Origin of the sequence: Nonomuraea sp. NPDC050394, from assembly GCF_044459065.1 — a bacterium.
Classification (GTDB): Bacteria; Actinomycetota; Actinomycetes; order Streptosporangiales; family Streptosporangiaceae; genus Nonomuraea.
Genome location: NZ_JBITIO010000021.1, coordinates 84,187 through 103,111, shown reverse-complemented (window position 1 = coordinate 103,111; position 18,925 = coordinate 84,187). Strand labels below are relative to the sequence as shown.

18 protein-coding genes are annotated in these 18,925 nt (G+C 66.6%); 8 read left to right on the top strand and 10 right to left on the bottom strand.

Annotated elements, in window-relative coordinates; translation table 11 throughout:
* Positions 1 to 37: 37 nt before the first annotated feature.
* From ACIBKY_RS48775 to ACIBKY_RS48765, 3 genes are read right to left on the bottom strand one after another with little or no spacing between them, the layout of a single operon-like run.
* A complete protein-coding gene (locus ACIBKY_RS48775) occupies positions 38 to 784 on the bottom strand; it encodes an amino acid ABC transporter ATP-binding protein (RefSeq protein ID WP_397108423.1) in 747 nt (248 codons plus the stop codon).
* Entirely contained in the window at positions 781 to 1,590 is an 810-nt protein-coding gene (locus ACIBKY_RS48770) for an amino acid ABC transporter permease (RefSeq protein WP_397108421.1), read from the bottom strand. The genes ACIBKY_RS48775 and ACIBKY_RS48770 overlap by 4 nt, the downstream gene beginning before the upstream one ends.
* Positions 1,590 to 2,441, bottom strand: coding sequence for an ABC transporter substrate-binding protein (locus ACIBKY_RS48765; RefSeq protein WP_397108419.1), 852 nt, complete (start codon positions 2,439 to 2,441; stop codon positions 1,590 to 1,592). The genes ACIBKY_RS48770 and ACIBKY_RS48765 overlap by 1 nt, the downstream gene beginning before the upstream one ends.
* A 274-nt stretch (positions 2,442 to 2,715) precedes the next feature.
* On the opposite strand from ACIBKY_RS48765, the gene ACIBKY_RS48760 reads away from it, so the two are divergent.
* From ACIBKY_RS48760 to ACIBKY_RS48745, 4 genes are all read left to right on the top strand, one after another.
* Positions 2,716 to 3,906 carry an NADP-dependent malic enzyme gene (locus ACIBKY_RS48760; RefSeq protein WP_397108417.1) on the top strand — a complete coding sequence of 397 codons (1,191 nt, stop codon included), beginning with the start codon at positions 2,716 to 2,718 and terminating at the stop codon, positions 3,904 to 3,906.
* Positions 3,907 to 4,015: 109 nt separating this feature from the next.
* The gene (locus tag ACIBKY_RS48755) at positions 4,016 to 4,468 is read left to right on the top strand and encodes a hypothetical protein (protein ID WP_397108415.1); all 453 of its coding nucleotides are present in this window, start codon (positions 4,016 to 4,018) and stop codon (positions 4,466 to 4,468) included.
* Between the two features lie 103 nt (positions 4,469 to 4,571).
* Positions 4,572 to 5,930, top strand: a complete 1,359-nt coding sequence (locus ACIBKY_RS48750; RefSeq protein WP_397108413.1) for a hypothetical protein — start codon at positions 4,572 to 4,574, stop codon at positions 5,928 to 5,930.
* A gap of 35 nt (positions 5,931 to 5,965) precedes the next feature.
* The gene (locus ACIBKY_RS48745; protein WP_397108411.1) at positions 5,966 to 6,187 is read left to right on the top strand and encodes a sigma factor-like helix-turn-helix DNA-binding protein; all 222 of its coding nucleotides are present in this window, start codon (positions 5,966 to 5,968) and stop codon (positions 6,185 to 6,187) included.
* 48 nt (positions 6,188 to 6,235) lie between these two features.
* Here ACIBKY_RS48745 and ACIBKY_RS48740 read toward each other — a convergent pair whose 3' ends face one another.
* From ACIBKY_RS48740 to ACIBKY_RS48715, 6 genes are all read right to left on the bottom strand, one after another.
* Positions 6,236 to 7,720: a hypothetical protein gene (locus ACIBKY_RS48740; RefSeq protein WP_397108409.1), complete on the bottom strand. Its 1,485-nt coding sequence runs from the start codon at positions 7,718 to 7,720 to the stop codon at positions 6,236 to 6,238.
* 182 nt (positions 7,721 to 7,902) lie between these two features.
* Positions 7,903 to 9,471: a trypsin-like serine peptidase gene (locus tag ACIBKY_RS48735; protein ID WP_397108407.1), complete on the bottom strand. Its 1,569-nt coding sequence runs from the start codon at positions 9,469 to 9,471 to the stop codon at positions 7,903 to 7,905.
* Between the two features lie 433 nt (positions 9,472 to 9,904).
* Positions 9,905 to 11,434 (bottom strand): trypsin-like serine peptidase, encoded by a 1,530-nt coding sequence (locus ACIBKY_RS48730; RefSeq protein WP_397108406.1) that lies wholly within the window; start codon positions 11,432 to 11,434, stop codon positions 9,905 to 9,907.
* A 312-nt stretch (positions 11,435 to 11,746) separates the two neighbouring features.
* Complete coding sequence (locus ACIBKY_RS48725) at positions 11,747 to 12,166, bottom strand: hypothetical protein (RefSeq protein ID WP_397108404.1); 420 nt, start codon at positions 12,164 to 12,166, stop codon at positions 11,747 to 11,749.
* Positions 12,167 to 12,234: 68 nt separating this feature from the next.
* Positions 12,235 to 13,317 carry a trypsin-like serine peptidase gene (locus tag ACIBKY_RS48720; protein WP_397108402.1) on the bottom strand — a complete coding sequence of 361 codons (1,083 nt, stop codon included), beginning with the start codon at positions 13,315 to 13,317 and terminating at the stop codon, positions 12,235 to 12,237.
* Between the two features lie 202 nt (positions 13,318 to 13,519).
* The gene (locus ACIBKY_RS48715) at positions 13,520 to 14,611 is read right to left on the bottom strand and encodes a trypsin-like serine peptidase (RefSeq protein WP_397108400.1); all 1,092 of its coding nucleotides are present in this window, start codon (positions 14,609 to 14,611) and stop codon (positions 13,520 to 13,522) included.
* Positions 14,612 to 14,789: 178 nt separating this feature from the next.
* Between ACIBKY_RS48715 and ACIBKY_RS48710 the strand changes: the two genes are divergently transcribed.
* The gene (locus tag ACIBKY_RS48710) at positions 14,790 to 15,149 is read left to right on the top strand and encodes an SSI family serine proteinase inhibitor (RefSeq protein ID WP_397108398.1); all 360 of its coding nucleotides are present in this window, start codon (positions 14,790 to 14,792) and stop codon (positions 15,147 to 15,149) included.
* A 64-nt stretch (positions 15,150 to 15,213) separates the two neighbouring features.
* Here the strand turns inward: ACIBKY_RS48710 and ACIBKY_RS48705 are convergent, their stop codons facing one another.
* Positions 15,214 to 16,338, bottom strand: a complete 1,125-nt coding sequence (locus tag ACIBKY_RS48705) for a trypsin-like serine peptidase (RefSeq protein ID WP_397108396.1) — start codon at positions 16,336 to 16,338, stop codon at positions 15,214 to 15,216.
* Between the two features lie 321 nt (positions 16,339 to 16,659).
* Between ACIBKY_RS48705 and ACIBKY_RS48700 the strand changes: the two genes are divergently transcribed.
* The 3 genes from ACIBKY_RS48700 (at position 16,660) to ACIBKY_RS48690 (ending at position 18,894) form a co-directional block, all read left to right on the top strand.
* Positions 16,660 to 18,099, top strand: a complete 1,440-nt coding sequence (locus tag ACIBKY_RS48700) for an acetyl-CoA synthetase (protein WP_397108394.1) — start codon at positions 16,660 to 16,662, stop codon at positions 18,097 to 18,099.
* A 98-nt stretch (positions 18,100 to 18,197) separates the two neighbouring features.
* Positions 18,198 to 18,479: a hypothetical protein gene (locus ACIBKY_RS48695; protein ID WP_397108392.1), complete on the top strand. Its 282-nt coding sequence runs from the start codon at positions 18,198 to 18,200 to the stop codon at positions 18,477 to 18,479.
* Entirely contained in the window at positions 18,466 to 18,894 is a 429-nt protein-coding gene (locus ACIBKY_RS48690; RefSeq protein ID WP_397108390.1) for a type II toxin-antitoxin system VapC family toxin, read from the top strand. The genes ACIBKY_RS48695 and ACIBKY_RS48690 overlap by 14 nt, the downstream gene beginning before the upstream one ends.
* Positions 18,895 to 18,925 lie beyond the last annotated feature (31 nt).

Here is an 18,925-nt window from a genome sequence, read left to right as displayed (position 1 = left end):
GAGCCCGCGTGAGGCGCTGTGCCGCGTGCGGTGTTCATCAGCCCTCGGGGTGCAGGACGCGCCGCAGGAACGCCCTGGTCCGCTCGTGCTGCGGGTCGCCGATGAGCTGGGCGGGGGTGCCCTCCTCGACGATCACGCCGCCGTCCATGAACACGACCCGGTCGGCCACCTCGCGGGCGAAGCCCATCTCGTGGGTGACCACCATCATCGTCATGCCCTCCTCGGCCAGCTTGCGCATGACCGTGAGCACGTCGCCGACGAGTTCGGGGTCGAGGGCGCTGGTGGGCTCGTCGAACAGCATCAGGTCGGGGTTCATCGCCAGCGCCCTGGCGATGGCCACGCGCTGCTGCTGGCCGCCGGAGAGCTCTGCGGGGCGGGCGGAGCACTTGGCGCCCACGCCGACCTTGTCCAGGTTCTCCCTGGCGATGATCTCCGCTTCTTTCTTGCTGCGCTTGAGCACCCGCTGCTGGGAGATCATGACGTTCTGCAGAGCCGTCATGTGCGGGAACAGGTTGAACTGCTGGAAGACCATGCCGATGCGGCGGCGTACGGCGTCGATGTCCACGTCGGGGTCGGTCAGCTCGACGCCCTCGACGAACACCTTGCCCTCCGTCGGCTGCTCCAGCATGTTCACACACCGGAGCAGCGTGGACTTGCCCGAGCCCGACGGCCCGATGACGCAGACGACCTGCCCGGGATCGATGGTGAAGTCGATGCCCTTGAGCACGTGGTTGTCGCCGAAGCTCTTGTGCAGGTTCCTGACGTCGATGGCGTGTGGCGTCATCGTTTCTCCAGCCTGCGTGCGAGGTAGCCGAGCGGGATCGTGACCAGGAGGTAGGTGATGCCCGCCACCATGATCGGAGTGGCGTTGGAGTGCTCGGAGGCCAGGTCGTTGCCGAACTTGGCCAGCTCCACGTACTGGCTCGACACCCCGAGGAACAACACCAGTGAGGAGTCCTTGAGCAGCATCACGAACTGGTTGGTCGTCGGCGGGATGACGATCCTGACGGCCTGCGGGACGACCACGGTGAACAGCGCCCTGGACGCCGACATGCCGAGGGACCTGGCCGCCTCGGTCTGGCCCTTCGGCACGGCCTGGAGCCCGGCGCGGAAGACCTCGGCCTGGTAGGCCGCGCCGATCACGCCGAGGCCCAGGAAGACCGAGCCGTAGATGCCGAACGGCAGCACGAAGCCGGGCAGTGCCACCGGAAGGAAGGTGATCATGATGAAGATCAGGACCGCGGGCAGGCCGCGGAAGATCTCGATGTAGATCGTCGCGATCCACCGGTAGACGGCAACCTGGGACATGCGCATGAGCGCGAAGAGCAGCCCGAAGACGAAGGCGAGCAGGAACCCGCCCAACGTGTAGACGACCGTGTTCTTCAACGCGATCGTAAACAGTTCGGGCAGAGTCTCCTTGGCGACCTCGGGCTTGGCGAAGTTCTGGGCCAGGTTCGGCCAGTCCACGTAGAGGACCAGCGCGATGGCTGCGAGGCCCAGGACGACGTACTGGACGATCCGCGTGACCCGCTGCTTCTGGCGAGGGCTGAACCGGGCCCGGCCCGGTTCAGCCGCCGTGGACGGCTTCATCAGCCCAGCTCACCAGGCTTCTTGTCGAACCACTTCACGAAGATCTGCTCGTAGGTGCCGTCCTTCTTGGCGGTCTCGATCGACTCGTTGATGGTCTTGAGCAGGACCGGGTCGGCGTTCTTCTTGAGGCCGATGCCGTACTGCTCGCCGGTGTCGAGGCTGGCGATCACCTCGAACTTGGCGGCCACGTCCGGCTTCTTCAGCCAGGTGAGGACGACGGGCAGGTCCTGGACGATGACGTCGGCCTGGCCGGCCTGCAGGGCGAGCAGTTCCTTGGCCGAGTCGGCGTACTCGACCGGGTCGAAGCCCTTGTCCTTCACGAACTCCAGGCCGGTGGTGCTGGCCTGGGCGCCGAGCTTGAGGCCCTTGGCCTTGACGTCCTCCAGAGACGTGGCGCCGGTGCCCTTCTTGGCCAGCAGGGCCTGGGTGGCGTCGAAGTACGGCACGGAGAAGTCGATGTTCTTCTGACGCTCGGGAGTGATCGTCATGCCCGCGGCGGCGACGTCGCACTTGCCGGAGGCCATGGCCGCGCCGCTCTTGATCTGGGCGAAGTCGATGTCGACGATCTCCTGGGTCACGCCGAGCTTCTTGGCGGCCAGGTCGACGATGTCAACGTCGAACCCCACCACCTTGTCGCCTTCCTTGAACTGGAAAGGTTCATAAGGAATGTTCGTGCATGTCGTGAGCTTGCCGGGGCTCACCAGCTTGGCGCCGCCCGCGGCGGTGCCGCCCGTCGGCTGCGCGGTGTCGGTGCCCGCCTGCTGGCCGCCGCAGGCGGACAGCGTCAGGGCGGCGGTGATAGCGAGCGTGCCTACGGCGTAGCCACGGCGTCGCGAGGACCAGAGGGCCATGTTCGGCCTCCTCATGAGGTATGCCACGAAAGTAAGGTTTTGTGAAGTTTAGATGGCGGTTAGTAGCAGTCCGTGCGTTCTGATTTAACGATGCGTCAACAGAACGGCGTCAGCTCCGACACCTGATCTATCTCACCATGTGGCACAATCATGAAACGGGTGACCCCCGTACCCCTCACGAGACGACCCATCGACGAGGGGAACCTGGCAGCTACCGAAGCCAGGCCTCCTTGTGGCGTCTGTCCTTCCGTCCGATGAACCTACAGGGGTCTCTGTGGCTGTCACGCCCGCTTCTACCTCGCTCGATTCCTTCGACCTGGATCCCGCTTTCGCGCTGCACCGCGGCGGCAAGCTGGAGGTCCGCTCGACCATCCCCGTCCGTAACAAGGACGACCTCTCCCTCGCCTACACCCCCGGAGTGGCCCGCGTCTGCTCGGCCATCGCCGACTCCCCGGAGCTGGTCAACGATTACACCTGGGTCTCGAATGTGGTCGCCGTCGTCTCCGATGGCACCGCTGTGCTAGGGCTCGGCGACATCGGCCCGGCCGCCGCGATGCCCGTCATGGAGGGCAAGGCCCTCCTGTTCAAGGAGTTCGGGGGCGTCGACGCGGTCCCCATCTGCCTCGCCTGCACCGACGTCGACGCGCTCGTCGAGACGGTGGTACGGCTCGCGCCCTCCTTCGGCGGCATCAACCTGGAGGACATCAGCGCCCCCCGGTGCTTCGAGGTCGAGGACCGGCTGCGCGACCTGCTCGACATCCCGGTCTTCCACGACGACCAGCACGGCACCGCCATCGTGGCCCTGGCCGCGCTCAAGAACGCCGCGCGGATCACCGGACGCTCCCTGTCCGACCTGCGCGCCGTGGTGGCCGGAGCGGGCGCCTCCGGCGTCGCGGTGAGCCGCATCCTGCTGGAGGCGGGCATCGGCGACATCGCCGTGGCCGACTCCAAGGGCCTGCTCCACCTGGGCCGCACCGACCTCAACCCGGTCAAGGCCGCGCTGGCCCGCGACACCAACAAGGGCGGCCACACCGGCTCGACCGAGTCGGCGCTGGCCGGCGCCGACGTCTTCATCGGACTGTCGGGCTCGACCGTCGCCGAGGAGGCCATCGCCTCCATGGCACCCGACTCGATCGTGTTCGCCCTGTCGAACCCGACCCCCGAGATCGACCCGGCCGTCGCCCGCCGCCACGCGAGCGTCGTGGCCACGGGCCGCTCCGACTACCCCAACCAGATCAACAACGTGCTGGCCTTCCCCGGCGTCTTCCGCGGCGCCCTCGACGTGCGCGCCCGCACGATCACCGAGAACATGAAGGTGGCCGCCGCCGACGCCCTGGCCGACGTGGTGGCCGACGACCTGACCCCCGACTACATCATCCCGAGCCCGTTCGACGCCCGGGTGGCGCCCGCGGTGACGGCCGCCGTCGCCGCCCAGGCCCAGATCGACGGGGTCAGCCGCATCTAGAACCGCACGATCGCAGCGCCCGGCCGGAGCGATCCGGCCGGGCGCTTTCTGCAAGCCGTTCTTAAGCGGCGTTTGAGAAGCTCGCGGAAACGTCGATCTTGGAGGACAGATGAAAGCGGTTCTGGTCAGCGCGGCGGCCGCCGCGATGCTTCTCGTCGCGACCACCCCGGCCTCGGCGGAAACCGCCACAGGCCTCAAGACCGTGTACGGCTGGGCGAAGATCTCCGGCGACTCCCACCTGATCCTGACCCCGCACAAGGCGTCGCTGGGCGAGATCGGGGAGAGCGGCCTGCTCGGCTGGTCATTGGACAAGAAGACCGGAAAGCCGATCCGGATCGCGTACACGGAAGGGCTGGACTACCGCCAGGTCAACAAGAAGTGCGGCAACAGGGCCGCCGGATACCCGCACGACAGCGCCACCAAGAAGGCCTACGGCAAGACCAAGTGCGACCCGATCCACCTCTGGCAGCGGCTCAAGAAGGGCCGGATGGCGGTGCGCGTGGTGTTCGACAACACCAAGCGCCCGATGGCCGTACGCGTCTGGGAGCTGAACCTGCCGTAGCCCGCCTCGTCTTTTGGAACTGCAGAAAACCTCTTTACTCTTCGTGCTATAAAGAGAGCGCTCTGTAAGGATGGCGGGCGCCGGCTCCCGGGCGAGGAGAGCTATGGAACGCGAGCCCAACCGACTGCTCCAGCGAGTCATCGTGGAGGCGGGCTTCTCACACAAAGGCCTTGCCCGGCGGCTGAACGATCTGGGAGCGGCGCGCGGCACCCCCGGCCTCAAGTACGACCACAGCTCCGTTCTGCGCTGGATCGGTGGTCAGCGGCCGAGGGAACCCGTTCCGTGCCTTCTCGCGGAGATCTTCGCGCTCCGGCTCGGCAGGCCGGTGACCGCGGAAGAACTCGGCATGCCGGCCATGACCACACCCCTCGATCTCGGGCAGGAGTTCACGCACACCTGGCAGGAGGGGGTCGCTACCGTGACAGCACTGTGGCGCGCGGACGTGGAGAGGCGGAGGTTCCTGCTCGACTCGACGTTCGCGATCGGGGCGGGCTCGGTGGGGGCCCTGCGCTGGTTGGCGGCGCCGGCGGAGGGGCGGCCGACCGGCGGGGGAGGGCGCAGGGTCGGCAACGCGGACATCGCCGCGATTCACGAGGTGACCCGTTCGTTCGGGGAACTGGACAACCGTTTCGGCAGCGGCCGCGTGCGCTCCTCGGTCGTGAAATATCTGGACACCGCCGTCTCGCCGCTCCTCAAGGACGGCTCCTACGGCGAAGCCACCGGCCGCCAGCTGGCCTCGGCCGCCGCCGAACTGACCCGGCTGGCCGGCTGGATGGCCTACGACCTCGAACAGCACGGCCTCGCCCAGCGCTACCTGATCCAGGCGCTGCGCCTGGCCCGCGGCGCCGCCGACCACGCCCTGGGCGGCGAGATCCTCGCCGGGATGGCCCACCAGGCCATCTACATGGGCCAGCACAGCCACGCGCTCGACCTGGCCCGCGCCGCGCAGTTGTCGGCCGGGCGGGCGGGCGTACGGACGCTCCTGGCCTCCGCCCACGTCCTGGAGGCCCACGCCCACGCCGGACTGGGCGACGCCCGTTCCTGCGGCGTCTCGCTCAACGAATCCGAGCAGGCCTTCGCCGCCCGCCGTACCGAGGAGGAGCCTGCGTGGCTCGGGTACTTCGACGAGGCGTACCTGGCGGCCAAGTTCGCCCACTGCTTCCGCGACCTCGGCGACGGCGAGCGCGCCGTACGCCACGCGCGCCGCTCGCTGCAGATGGACGGCCGCTTCGTGCGCGGCCGCATGTTCAACCTGTCCCTGCTGTCGGCCGGGCTCCTGCAGGACGGCGAACTGGAGGAAGCCTGCGCCGCCGCGACCGACGCGCTGGTCCTGGGCGCCGAACTCCAGTCGGCCCGCTCCCGCTCCTACGCCGCCGACCTACGCCGCCGCCTCGAACCGCACAAGCAGGAGCGGGCCGTGCAGGAACTCGCGGAACGCACCCGCGATCTGGCTTCCGTCTGACGTCACATCCGGCGCCCGCCAACCGTCACTGCGGTATGAACGGCAGTGATGACGAGGACACGCCGCTGGCCGACGCCGTGCGGCTGGCCCTGCTGGACGTGCTGAAGACCCTGTCACCGGCCGAACGGCTCGCCTTCGTGCTGCATGGTCTGTTCGGCCTGCCGTACCAGGAGATCGCGGCCCTCCTGAACCTCTCACCGGCGGCGACGCGGCGGCTCGTCGCCGACGCCCGCCGCCGCGTGGACGGTCACCCCTGAACGCGCGAAAGCCCGCGGCGGGGCCGCGGGCCTTCGTCGTGCCGCTTTCTAGTGCAGGATCTCGCCGTTCGGGCCCACGACGGACTTGGTCTGCGCGTAGGTCGCCTTGTTGTAGACGTCGGCGGTCTCGCTGTCGAAGTAGGCGGAGCTGATGAAGTCGATCCGCTGGTTGCCGTCCTGGTCGTGGAAGATGCTGGTCACGCCGTTCAGGTAGCCGGTGCGCTTGGCGTTGTTGTACCTGAGCAGCCAGGGCCCGCCGTCGGCGCCGCCGGTCAGCGAGCACTTGAGCACCTGGTGCTCCTCCACCCTGAAGCTGTTGACCTGGTAGGTCTTGGTGCCCGTCTTGCCGTAGCAGAACTTGGGGGTGACGCCGGAGTACGGCTTGTCGCCGTCGGGGTGCGGGTCACCGGGGTAGCCGAAGGCGTAGACCGGCTGGCCCTTGGGCTGGTTCCACGCGAACCCCTGCCCGCCCACGACATCCCCGAGCTTCCCGGTGTCCTTGGCGAGACCGATGACGTACTCGGCCACGAAGTACTTGCGGCTGGTACCGGGCTTCACCCACTTCTGCGTGTAGAAGTGGGTGATGGTGTGGTTGCCGAACTTGTCGGTGCCGGGCTTGCCCGGACCCTTGTAGGCGTCGTGAGCCACCTTGGTGACCTGTTCCACCACGGGCTCGCCGAACTTGAAGCCCTGACCCTTGCCGATCTTGGCGTCGGTGTAGGTCTTCTCGTTGACTTCGACCTTCTCCAGCACCGCGCCGGGGTAGTCGGGACCGACCAGGTCGGCGGGCTTGTCCTCGCCCTCGGACCAGCAGTCGCCGAGGTTCAGCTTGCACTTGGCGAACTCTTCGGCGGTGATCTCGCGGGGCTTGATCCACTTGTCGCCGGCCCAGGCCTTGTACTCCTGGGCGGTGACCTTCTTCTCCTCGGTCAGCGTGAAGCCGTTGTGCACGGCCACGAAGGCGTAGTCGCCGTCGTAGTCGTCGTACACGTCGAGGTCATACGTGGTGAAGGCGTACGCGCCGGCGTAGACGCCCCAGGGGGCCTTGCCCTGGTAGTAGCCGGGTACGAAGACCCACTTGCGGTAGACGTCCTTGCCGTCCTCGTACACGCAGTGGCCGGCGGTCGCGACCAGGTTGCGGTGGCGCGACTGGATCGAGGTGGCCGAGCACCAGCGGTAGTTGCCCTTGCGGTCGAGGAAGAACACCTTGCCGATGCTGCGGGGCAGGTTGACGTTCTTCACCTTGGCGCCGGGCTTGGACGAGGTGATGGGGGCGGTCATGCCGGGTTTGCCGTCGAACTTCTTGGCCTGGGTGGTCACCAGCTTCGGGACATCCTTGGCGTCCCAGTGGTACTGGGTGGCCTTCTTCAGTGCGGCGGCGTTGCCGTCCAGCCAGAAGAAGGCGTTGCTGTAGGCGTCGGCCGGCTTCGGAGCGAGCGGGTCCTGGACCCAGCTGGGCTCGGCGGTGGCGGGGAAGGCGACGGCGGCAGCACTCAAACCGGCGACGGCGAGGGGGACGAGCAGGCGCTTCACAGGGGGGCTCCACAGGAGTAACAAAGGGGATGTCAGGACCCTATCGACCCTTGCGCCCCTCTGATAAGGGATCTTCGCGGAAAATTCCTGAAGAAAGACCAAAGGGCCCGGCAGAAGCCGAGCCCTTCGGGTGATGCTGGGGCGAGTCAGAGTTTGGACCTCCGACTCAGGTGATCACGAGGTTACTTGGCAACCGCGGTGATCGCGCCAGACCACACGTTCGCAGCGGCCGAGTACACCGCGTGCGTCTCCTCGTCGAAGTACGGCGAGGACATGTAGTCCCAACGGTCGTTGCCGTCCGTGTCGTACAGAACGCTGGTCACGCCGTTGACGTAGCCCATGCGCTTGGCGTTGCTGTACTTGAGCAGCCACGGGGCGCCGTTGTAGCCGCCGGTGACGGCGCACTTCAGCGACACGTGCTCCTCGATCTTCAGGCTCGCGACCTTGGTGGCCTTGGGGCCGGTCTTGCCGTAGCACCACTTCGGCGTGACGCCGGAGTAGGGCTTCGAGCCGTCGGGGTGCTTCGAGTAGGGGTAACCGAAGGTACGAACGACCTTGCCGGTGCCCTGGTTCCACGAGAAGCCCTGGCCGCCGACGTTGTCACCCAGACGACCGACGTCCTTCAGCGCGGAGCTGAAGATGAAGTAGTCCGTGCGGGTGTACTTGGTGGCCTTGCCCGCCTTGTACCACTGCTGCACGAAGTAGTGCGTGATGGTGGCGTTGGTGTTGCCGTCGACCGCGACAACGCCCGGGTAGTCCTTGGTGGGCGCGGGCAGCGGGTCGCCCGGCTTCCAGCTCGGCTTCTGCTTCTTGATGTAAGCAACAGCCTCGTCGTAGGTCACGTGCTCGACCACGGGCTCGCCGTACTTGAAGCCGTTACCCTTGCCGACCTTGGCAGCGTCGTAGATGAACTTGCGAACCTCGACCTTGCCGACGACGGCGCCGGGGTAGTCGGGGCCGGAGGCCTCGTCCGAGCTGCCCTCTTCGACGTTGTAGTCGTCGGTCGTGGCGGGGTCGAGCTTGCCCTTCTTGTACTCCTCGGCGGTCACTTCGACGACCTTGGTGTCCTTGGACCCCGTGAAGGCGTCGTACTCCTTCTTCGTGACCTTCTTCGCGTCCGCCTGCACGCCGCCGATACCGTTGTAAACGGTGACGAAGGCGTAGTCGCGGTCGAAGTCCTCGTAGTTCGAGAAGTCGTAGTGGGTGAAGGCCTGCTTACCCACGTAGATGCCCCACGGAGTCTTGCCCTGGTAGTAACCGGGAACGAAGACCCACTTGGAGACAACTTCGCCGTTGTTCTTGTAGTCGTACGCGCAGTGGCCAGCGGTCGAGACCAGGTTGCGGTACTTGGCCTGGATCGAGGTACCGGAGCACCAGTAGAGGTTGCCGTCGCGACCCTCGAAGAAGACCTTACCGATGGACTTCGGCAGGTTCACGTTGTGGGACTTGACGGTGACCTTCTTCTCGGCACCGATGGGGGGGAGCTCGCCCGGCTTGGTGTTGCCGACGTAGCCGCCCTTCTCGACGATCTTCTTGACGTCCTTGTTGTCCCAGTAGTAGGCCGTGGCCTGCTTCAGGGCAGCGTTGTTGGACTTGGTCCAGAAGTTGAGAACCTCGGCCGCCTTGGCGTTCGACGCAGCGAGGGCGTCGGCGTCAATGTTCGGCTCGGCCTGGGCGGCACCGGCGAGGCCGGCGGCCAGCAGACCAGTGGCCAGGATGGCGCCACCGGCCGGGAGGAGGATGCGCTTCAAGGTAACTCCTTGCGCTGTCGTGGAACGCCTCTTGCGTCCCATGCGTCAGTAAAGGGATAGCCAGGAACATACAGCGCCGATCTTGAAAACAGGAACCCGCTTCGGGCGGAAAAGATGGGACAAGTCGGCCGTGATCGCTTCGTGATGTTTATGCAGCCGATGGGGCTGACCGGGCGAGAGGCCAGACCTGTGATGTTTTCGCAGATCAACAGATGCTTGTTGCTGGTGTGACGTGTGGGGTTGGGGTGCTGCCCTGATGGGTGGTTCCCCGCCAATGTGACGCAGATCACATCAAGTTGATGGCACCGTCTGCGGGCCCCATGCGTCAAAACGGCTTCAACTTTCGGCGGGACAGCCGTAGGGCCCGGCGGTTGCCGGGCCCTACGGGTTATTCACGATCTACGAACAGCTAGTGCCGCTCGCGTTGCGTTACTTAGAACGCCTTGCCGGACCACACCTTGGCGGCGGCCTGGTAGACCGACGCGGTCTCACCGTCGAAGTACGGCGAGGTGATGGTGTCGACGCGGTCGTTGCCGTTCTGGTCGGCGAACGTGCTCGTGACACCGTTCACGTAACCGATGCGCTTGGCGTTGCTGTACTTGAGGAGCCAGGGGCCACCGTCGGCGCCCTCGGTCATCGCGCACTTGAGCGCCACGTGCTCCTCGATCTTCTTGGCGGCCGAGGCGGCCAGCTTCGAAGAGGTCTTGCCGTAGCACCACTTCGGCGTGATGCCGGTGTAGTTCTTGTTGCCGTCGGGGTGCGGGGCCGCCGGGTAACCGAACACGCGGACGTACTTGCCCGTGGGCTGGTTCCAGGCGAAGCCCTGGCCGCCGACGTTGTCACCGAGGCGACCGGCGTCCTTGACGTAGCCCTCGATGATGTAGAACTCGGTCTTGTAGAACTTGGTCGCCTGGCCCGGCTTGTACCACTGCTGCACGTAGTAGTGCGTGATGGTCCAGTTGCCGCGCGCGTCCTGCTTGACCGTGGCCGGGTACTTGACCGGGTCCTTCTTCTGGTTCTCGAGGTAGGCCTTGGCAGCCGGGTCGGTCACGATCTCGGTGACCGGCTCGCCGAACTTGAAGCCGTTGCCCTTGCCCACCTTCGCGGCCTTGTACTTGTCCGCGTTGACCTCGACCTTGGCGACTTCGGCGCCGGGGTAGTCGGGACCGGTCGGCTCAGCGTCCGAGCCCTTCTTGACCCAGCAGGCCTCGATCGAGGTGGGGTCGAGCTTGCACTTGCGGAACTCCGCGCGAGTGATCTCGATGTCCTTGGCGTCCTTGACGCCCTGGTACTTGTCGAACTCGGCCTTGGAGACCTTCTTGGCGGTGCCGTTGCCGAGCTGGACGCCGTTGTAGACCGTGACGAACGCGTAGTCGCGGTCGTAGTCCTCGTAGGTGGAGAAGTCGTAGTGGGTGAAGGCCTGCTTACCCACGTAGATGCCCCACGGAGTCTTGCCCTGGTAGTAACCGGGGACGAAGACCCACTTGGACATGACGTCCTGGTTGTCCTTGACGTCGTACACACAGTGGCCGGCCGTGGCGACCAGGTTGCGGTACTGCGACTGGATCGAGGTGGCCGAGCACCACTTCTTCTCGCCCTTGCCGTTCACGAAGAACACCTTGCCGATGGTCTTCGGCAGGTTCACGTTCTGAACCTTGGCGGTGGTCTTCTTCTCGGCGCCGATCGGGGGCGTGGTGCCGGGCCGGCTGTCCGCGGAGTAGCCGCCCTTCTGCTTCAGCTTCTCGACGTCTTTGCCGTCCCAGACGTTGGACTCCTTGGCGCCCTTGAGGGCGGCGCCGTTGTTGTCCGCCCAGAAAGCGGCGATGGCCTTAGCGGTGGCCGCGCTCTTCGCCATCGGGTCGGTGTCGACGTCGTTGGCGGCCGAGGCGGTGCCGGCCAGGCCGGCAGCCAGCAGGCCGGTTGCCAGAACGGCTCCACCGGCGGGGATGAGGATGCGCTTCAAGGGAACTGCTCCTTGGTCTGTCGTGGGTCGCAACATGCGTCCCATGCGTCAGTAAAGGGATAGCAAGGAACATACCCGTGTGATCTTTGCAGGTGGAAGCCGTTTCGCCCGGTCTGGTAGTCACCCTTACCGCCGTGACCGTGCTGTTATCTGTCAGATACAATTACCCGCGGTGATCGTTTCGGCATGTTTCCACTGGCCAGTCGGGGGCATGTGGCGAATGGTGCAAATGAGCGGTAAGTGCCTCGGCACTCCCCGTGATCCGGTGAATGTGACGCAGATCACAGGAACCAGATGGGGCTCTCACCCCGTCTAAGTCGCTCCGATCATGAGCGGGCACGGGTGCGCGGCGGTCCGATTCGGGCAGCAGACGACCGCCAGGGACGTGAACCGGCCTCCCGTGAGCCAGAAACCCCACTGGACGTCGACGCCGCCCGCGAGGGATTCGGTCGCGTTGGCCAGCCGTACGGCGCGCCCGATGTGCTCTTCGTCGGCGGGCAGGAGCAGCGTGCGGCACGCCGGCGTGTACTCCCGGCCCAGCCAGTCCACCGCGTCGGCTGCGGACTCGAAGGTGGCGGCCACCTGGCGGCGTGGGCGCGCGAGCCAGTCGGCGGTGCGTACCGGAGGCAGCGGCGAGCCCGGGAACTCGGGTGTGCCGGCCCGGCGCTCCTCCTCCAGGCGCAGCTCCTCGCCGATCCCGGTCCACCGGTAGGCGTGAAAGTGGCCGGTCATGCCGGGAGATATGCCCAGAAACGCGGAAGGGGGCCCGGCATCGAGCCGGGCCCCCTCACACGGTGGTCTTACTTGTAGAGCTCGCCGTTCGGGCCGACGACCTTGCCGGACCACACGTTCTTCGCGGCGTTGTAGACGTCAGCCGTCTCGCCGTCGAAGTACGGGGAGGTGATCCAGTCGATGCGGTCGTTGCCGTCCTGGTCGGCGAAGGTGCTGGTGACACCGTTCACGTAACCGAGGCGCTTGGCGTTGCTGTAGTTCTTCAGCCAGGGGCCGCCGTCGTAACCGGGGGTCACGGCGCACTTGAGGCCCACGTGCTCCTCGATCTTCAGCCAGGAGGCGCCGACCTTCTTGCCGGTGGTCGGGCCGTAGCAGGTCTTCGGGGTCACGCCCGAGTAGACCTTGTTGCCGTCCGGGTGCGGCGCGTACGGGTAGCCGAAGGCGCGCACCGGCTTGCCGCTCGGCTGGTTCCAGGAGATGCCCTGGCCGCCGACGTTGTCACCGAGGCGACCGGCGTCCACGAACTTCTTGCCGTTGTGGCCGATGCCGTTGTAGACGGTGACGAACGCGTAGTCGCGGTCGTAGTCCTCGTACGTCGTGAAGTCGTAGTGGGTGAAGGCCTGCTTGCCCACGTAGATGCCGAACGGCGCCTTGCCCTGGTAGTAGCCGGGGACGAAGACCCAGCGGTCCATGACGTCGCGGTTGCCGTCGGTGTCGTAGACGCAGTGCGCGGCGGTGGAGACCACGTTGCGGTAGTTCGACTGGATCGAGGTGGCCGAGCACCAGCGGTACTTGCCGGACGCGTCCACGAAGAAGACCTTGCCGATGGTCTTCGGCAGGTTCACGTTCTGGGACTTGCCGGAGCCGGCGGACTGCGGCGCGGTCTGGCCGGGACGGCCGTCGGGGCTGTAGCCGCCCTTCTGGACGACCTTCTTCACGTCGGCGGCGTCCCAGGTGTAGGCCGTCGCGTTGCGCAGGGCTGCGTAGTTGGACCGCATCCAGAACGCGGCGACGGAGTAGGCCGCCTTGGTGTTGGTGGCCATCGGGTCCTTGGCGATGTCGTCGGCGGCCTGGGCGGTGCCAGACAGGCCGGCTGCCACGAGACCGGTCGCCAGCAGAGCGCCACCGGCCGGGAGAAGGATTCGCTTCAAGGTAACTCCAGGTTGCGCTGGTATGGGCGCTCCATGCGCGCCGAACTCAGCAAAAACGGACAGCCCGGAACCTACAGCGCTGACTCATGTCATGTGAATTTTCGGTAGATCATGTCAACCGCTCCAACACGCGGTGTGATCGTTCCGAGACAGAAGGAGTGCCTGATCACAGAGTCGGCCTATGGGGCCGATGTGACTTGCCTCACTTTTCGCTGCTGCCCTGCGCGTCGGCCTGCCGGTAGACGTCGGCGGTGGTGGCGATGAAGGGCGGCGCGGACACCGCGTCGTACGCCCCGCGGGCGTCGCGGTTCCAGGTCAGGCTGTTGACCCCGTTGAGGTAGCCGAGCTTGGTCGAGCTCTGGAACTTCCACAGCCAGGGACCGCCGCTCGCGCCCGCGGTGAGGTTGCAGGGCTGGAGCAGGACGCCGTACTGCAGCTCCCGGCTCGGCGCGGTGGTCTTGCTGGTGCCGCCGGCGCAGGTCTCGAGCGTCTTGCCGTTGAAGGGGCGGGTGCCGTCGGGCTGGGCGCCCGCCGGGTATCCGAAGGCGTTGACGCGGTTGCCGTACCCCTTGGAGATCGCCAGGCCCTGGCCGCCGACGTTGTCCTGCAGCTTGCCGACGTCCTTCATGGAGTAGGTGCCGTCCTTCTGCTTCTCCCAGACGAAGCCGCGGTGGACGGTGACGAAGGCGTAGTCGAAGTCGTAGTCGCCCTTGACCCAGTCCTCGTGCAGGCTGAGCGAGGCGCCGACGTAGATGCCGTCAGGAGTGGTGCCGTCGGCCTGCGGGTTGGGGACGAAGATCCAGTTGTGCGCCTCGCCGGGCTGGCGCGGGTCGTAGGCGCAGTGTCCGGCCGTGGCGACGACGCTCTTGCTCTTGGACGCCACCGCGCTGGCGGAGCACCAGAACTCCTTGCTGCCGAACCGGAAGAAGACCTTGCCCATGGTCTTGGCGGCCGAGCCGCTCTTGGGCAGCGCGGGCGCGACGTCGCGGGGGCCCGTCTTCGCCTGCTTCGCGGTGGCGGAAGCGGCCTTTACGGCGGCGCCGGCCGATGCCCCGGCGGCGGTCGAGGAGGCGGCGGGGGCGTTGCCCGCCGGCGTGGCCGGCGAGTAGCTGTCGGCCTTCTTGAGCCGGTCGGGCTGCCAGTACTCCGCGACCTTCTTCATGTCCGCGTCGGTCTTGGCCAGCGGGACCGTCATCACCTTGCTCGGCGCGGCGTTCGCGATCCCTGTCAGGGCAGGCACCATCAGCAGCGCGCCGAGGGCGGCGGCCGCGAGGGACCTGACCGGGGGGATCATGAAATGCCTTTCTTGGGGTCGTAAGGGAGGATTTTTCCAGATCGACTCACTCTATGGCAGCTCGGATGGAGATTCGTTATCTGATCAAGGTTGACGTGTGTCCTATAAAGCCCATGTGAGGCATGCGTCCCGCGCGTCGGTCGTTGGTCACCGCTGATCTGCGAGCAAGGCTGCGGGTATGCGACTCATGTGTCTCGCCGTCCTTTCATGTACGGCTATCGCCGCTGGTCCAGCCGCAAATCCCGCGGAACCACCGAAGAACGGATACGTACTCACCCACGGCGCCCGCCACGTCCTTCTCGTGTGTGACGGCAATCCCAGTGTGCACCCGCGCGCCACCGAGGCCTGCGCCGCGCTGACGGCGGCCGCGGGCAACCCGGCGCGCATGCCGGTGGCGCAGGTGCTGTGCACGGAGGAGTACAGCCCGGTGAAGGTCACGGCCACCGGCGTCTGGGGGGAGCGGCTGATCAACTACACGGCCGTGTACGGCAACCGCTGCAGGATGTCCGCCGCCACGGGCCCGCTGTTCGCGTTCTGAAGGACCTCGGACAAGGGGAAAGTCCCCGGGGAGGGCCCGGGGACTTTCAGCTCGCGTCAGACCGCTACAGGGGGAAGTTGCCGGTCCACCGGTTGGCGGCGGCCTTGTAGACCTTGTAGGTGTCGGCGTTGAAGTACGGCGACGAGATGTGGTCGTACCTGTCGTTGCCGTCGGTGTCCCACGCCACGCTGTTGACGCCGACCAGGTAGCCGGTGCGCGAGGCGCTCTTGTAGTTGTAGATGAACGGCCCGCCGCTGGCGCCGGCGGTGAAGGAGCACTTGAAGCCGATGTGCTCCTGCAGGTTGTACTTCGGCGCTGACGGCATCGGCTTGGTCTTGCCGTAGCACCACTTCATGGTGCGGCCGGTGAACGGCTTGTCGCCGTCGGGGTGCTCGCCGGCCGGGTAGCCGAAGGAGAAGACGTTCACCTTCGTGCTGCGGTTCCAGGCGAAGCCCTGGCCACCGACGTTGTCACCGAGGCGGCCGACGTTCTTGACCGTCCACTGCCACTTGCCGTTGACCTTCTCCCACTTGACCTTGATGCCGTTGTAGACGTTGACGAACGCGTAGTCGAAGTCGTAGTCCTCCTTCACCACGAAGTCGTCGTGCGCGTTGAAGGTCCTGGCGGCGTAGATCCCGTAGGGAGCCTTGCCCTCCCACGCGTTGTTGCCGTCCCAGTACGACGGGATGAAGATCCAGTTGTCGTAGAAGACGTCCTTCTTGGTGTCGTAGACGCAGTGCGCCGATGTCGCCACCAGGTTGCGGAACTTGCCCTGGACAGAGCTGGCCGAGCAGAAACGCCAGCTCTTCGGGTCGTTCGGGTTGGCGCCGGGCAGCGTGAAGAAGACGCGGCCGACCGTGTTGGGCAGATTGACGTGCTTGCTCTTGGCGGTCTTCGTCTTCTCCTCGCCGATCGGCGGGACCGATCCGGGCGGACCGTCAGGGCTTTGGGTGCCGCCCTTGACGCCTCTGGACGAGATGTCCAGGGAGTCCTTCATGTCCGTGGCCAACCGGATGCGGTCGGGCGTCCAGAACTGGACTGCCTGAGTCGCGGGCGTCGTCGCGTTCTTGGAGACGACGTCCTTGGGTGCCTGAGTCGCCGAAGCGGTGCCGCTCATCATGCCGGCGGCCAGTCCGATGGCCACGAGGCCGGCGAGCGGAATCGCCATGCGCCTTGCTCGGGAAATCATGGAGCTCCTTCCAGTTCTCGGCGGCCCAGAGCGGGGTACGGCGCCCCGGTGGGCCAGGAAAACGCTGGGAACGCTAATGAATGGCGCGGGGCGAGTTCCAGGAAACGACGTGAAAAAGTCTGGGCCGGTTCCGTTCCGTTATAGAAATAGCAATTGGGCATGTATTCTCAATCGGTATTCGCGCAGGTCTCCGCGACGTCCTGAATTCATTTTTCCCACCGATAACAGTGGCCACTTATATCCGTGCGCCGCCTGTGCTCACTCCGGTCAGAAACGTCACAGGCGAGCCAAACCGAATCTTGTTCTGGTTAGATGGGCGACATGGATCCGCGCACCCCCTGCCTCGTCGGCGCCGCCCAGCTGACCGTCCGGACGCAGCCCGGACCGGAACCCCTCGACCTCTGGGAGCACGTGGCCAGGCAGGCCGCGCGCGACGCCGGTCTCTCGCCGTCGCGGCTCGACTCGATCGGGCTGGTCTACACCGATTCCTGGCAGTACGACGCGCCGCCGTACCGGCTGGCGGAACGGCTCGGCGCGGCGCCGCGTCACAGCGTCTACTCCAATGTCAGCGGTACGGCCCCGCAGATGCTCATCGGCGCCGCGGCGGGACGGATCGCGGCGGGGGAGCTGGACAGCGCTCTGGTGGCGGGGGCGGAGGCGCTGGCCACGCGCAGGCACGTGCGCAAGCTGGGCGAGCATGTGGCGTGGAGCCATCCGGCCGATCCGAAGCCGCCGTACGGGTGGGACCGGCCGCCGCATCCGGCGGAATTGGCGCACGAGTTGTTCCTTCCTGTCCACACGTATCCGATCCTGGAGACGGCGCACCGCTTTTCCCGAAATATGGCGATAAGTCGGGAAATGTCGGAGCGGGCGCGGTTTATGTCGCTTATGTCGGAAGTGGCGGCGGCCAATCCTCATGCCTGGCGGCGCACGGCGTTTTCTCCGGATGAGCTGGAGACCGGGCGGTTCGTCGGCTGGCCGTACACCAGCAACACGGTCGCGACGCTGGAGGTCGACCAGGCCGCCGCCGTCATCCTGGTCAGCTCGGAGCTGGCCGACCGGCTGGCGATCCCGCCGGAGCGGCGCGTGTACCTGCGGGGCTGGGCCTACGCCGAGGACACCTGGGAGGTCGCCGCCCGCCCCTCGCTGGCCTCCTCGCCGGCGCTCGGGAAAGCGGCCGGGTCCGCGTTCGCCCGCGCCGGGCTGGGCCTGGACGACATGGACGCGCTCGACCTCTACAGCTGCTTCGCCATCGCCCTGCGGCAGGCCTGCGACGCGCTCAAGCTCGACCTCCTGGACCCGCGCGGCCTCACGGTCACCGGCGGCCTGCCGTACGCCGGCGGCCCCGCCAGCAACTACGTCCTGCACTCCACGGCCACCATGGCCGGGCTCCTGCGCTCCCAGCGCGGCCACGGCCTGGTCACCGGTGTGGGCATGCACCTGACCAAACACACCTGCGCCGTCTGGTCCACCGACCCCGGCGGCACGCTCGGCGACGCCGCCCCCGTGCACGCCGCCACCCCCGTCCCCATCCAGGACCTGTACGAGGGCCCCGCGACGGTGGCCGGCTACACGGTCGCCCATGGCCGCGACGGGGCCCCCGAGCGCGCCATCCTGGTCGTCGACGTCCCGGGCGGAACCTCCAGGGCCCACGCCGTCGTACGGCATGCCGACCTGCTGGCGGATGCCGAGTCCCGCGAACTGGTGGGCCGCCAGGTGCGCCTGCGCCCCGAGGGGCAGGTGAACGTAGCCCATTGGTGACAGGCCAACTCGATGCGCGACCGTAGCCGAGCGGCTACCCTTCGTGTGTTGACATTTTTATGTCACCGGCGAACGCTGGAGTCATGCGGAGGACCACGGTGCGCATCGACGAGACGCTCCTCAACGAGGCGAAGGCGTACGCAGCACGCAACGGACGCAGTCTCACCTCGGTCATGGAGGACGCCTTGCGGCAACTACTCAACCGCTCCACAGAAGCGGCCCAACGGCCACGGGTAGAGCTTCCGGTCTCCGAGCAGGAACCGGGCTACCAAGCGCACGTGCGGGTCCGGCTCGATCGGGGCGAGAGCCTGGTCGGCATAGCGTGGGAGCTCGACGACAACGAGCGGCTGGGAGTGGACCTGTCCGATGCTGCTCCTTGACACCAACATCCTCGTGCACGCCTTCCGTCGCGAAGCGCACGAACACGCGCAGTTCCACCGTCTCGTCGCCGAGATGGTGGCGGGGGAGTCCGCCTATGCCGTGAGCGACTTCGTCGTCAACGGCTTCCTCCGTATCGTCACCAACGGAAGGATCTTCAAGAATCCCGACCCTCTGGACAGCGCCATGAGCTTCGCCGAGGACGTCCGCAACCGGCCGCATGCGGTGGTGGTCGTGCCTGGGCAGCGGCACTGGGAGATCTTCAGCCGTCTGTGCCACCAGATCGAGGCCAAAGGCAAGCTCGTGCCCGACGCCTACCTGGCTGCGCTGGCGATTGAGCACGGTTGTGAATTTGTGACCTGTGACAAGGACTTTGCCCGGTTCGAGGGGTTGCGCTGGAGGTCGCCGCTCAACTGAACTGGGGCCGAGGGCGTAAGCCGCACTTCTG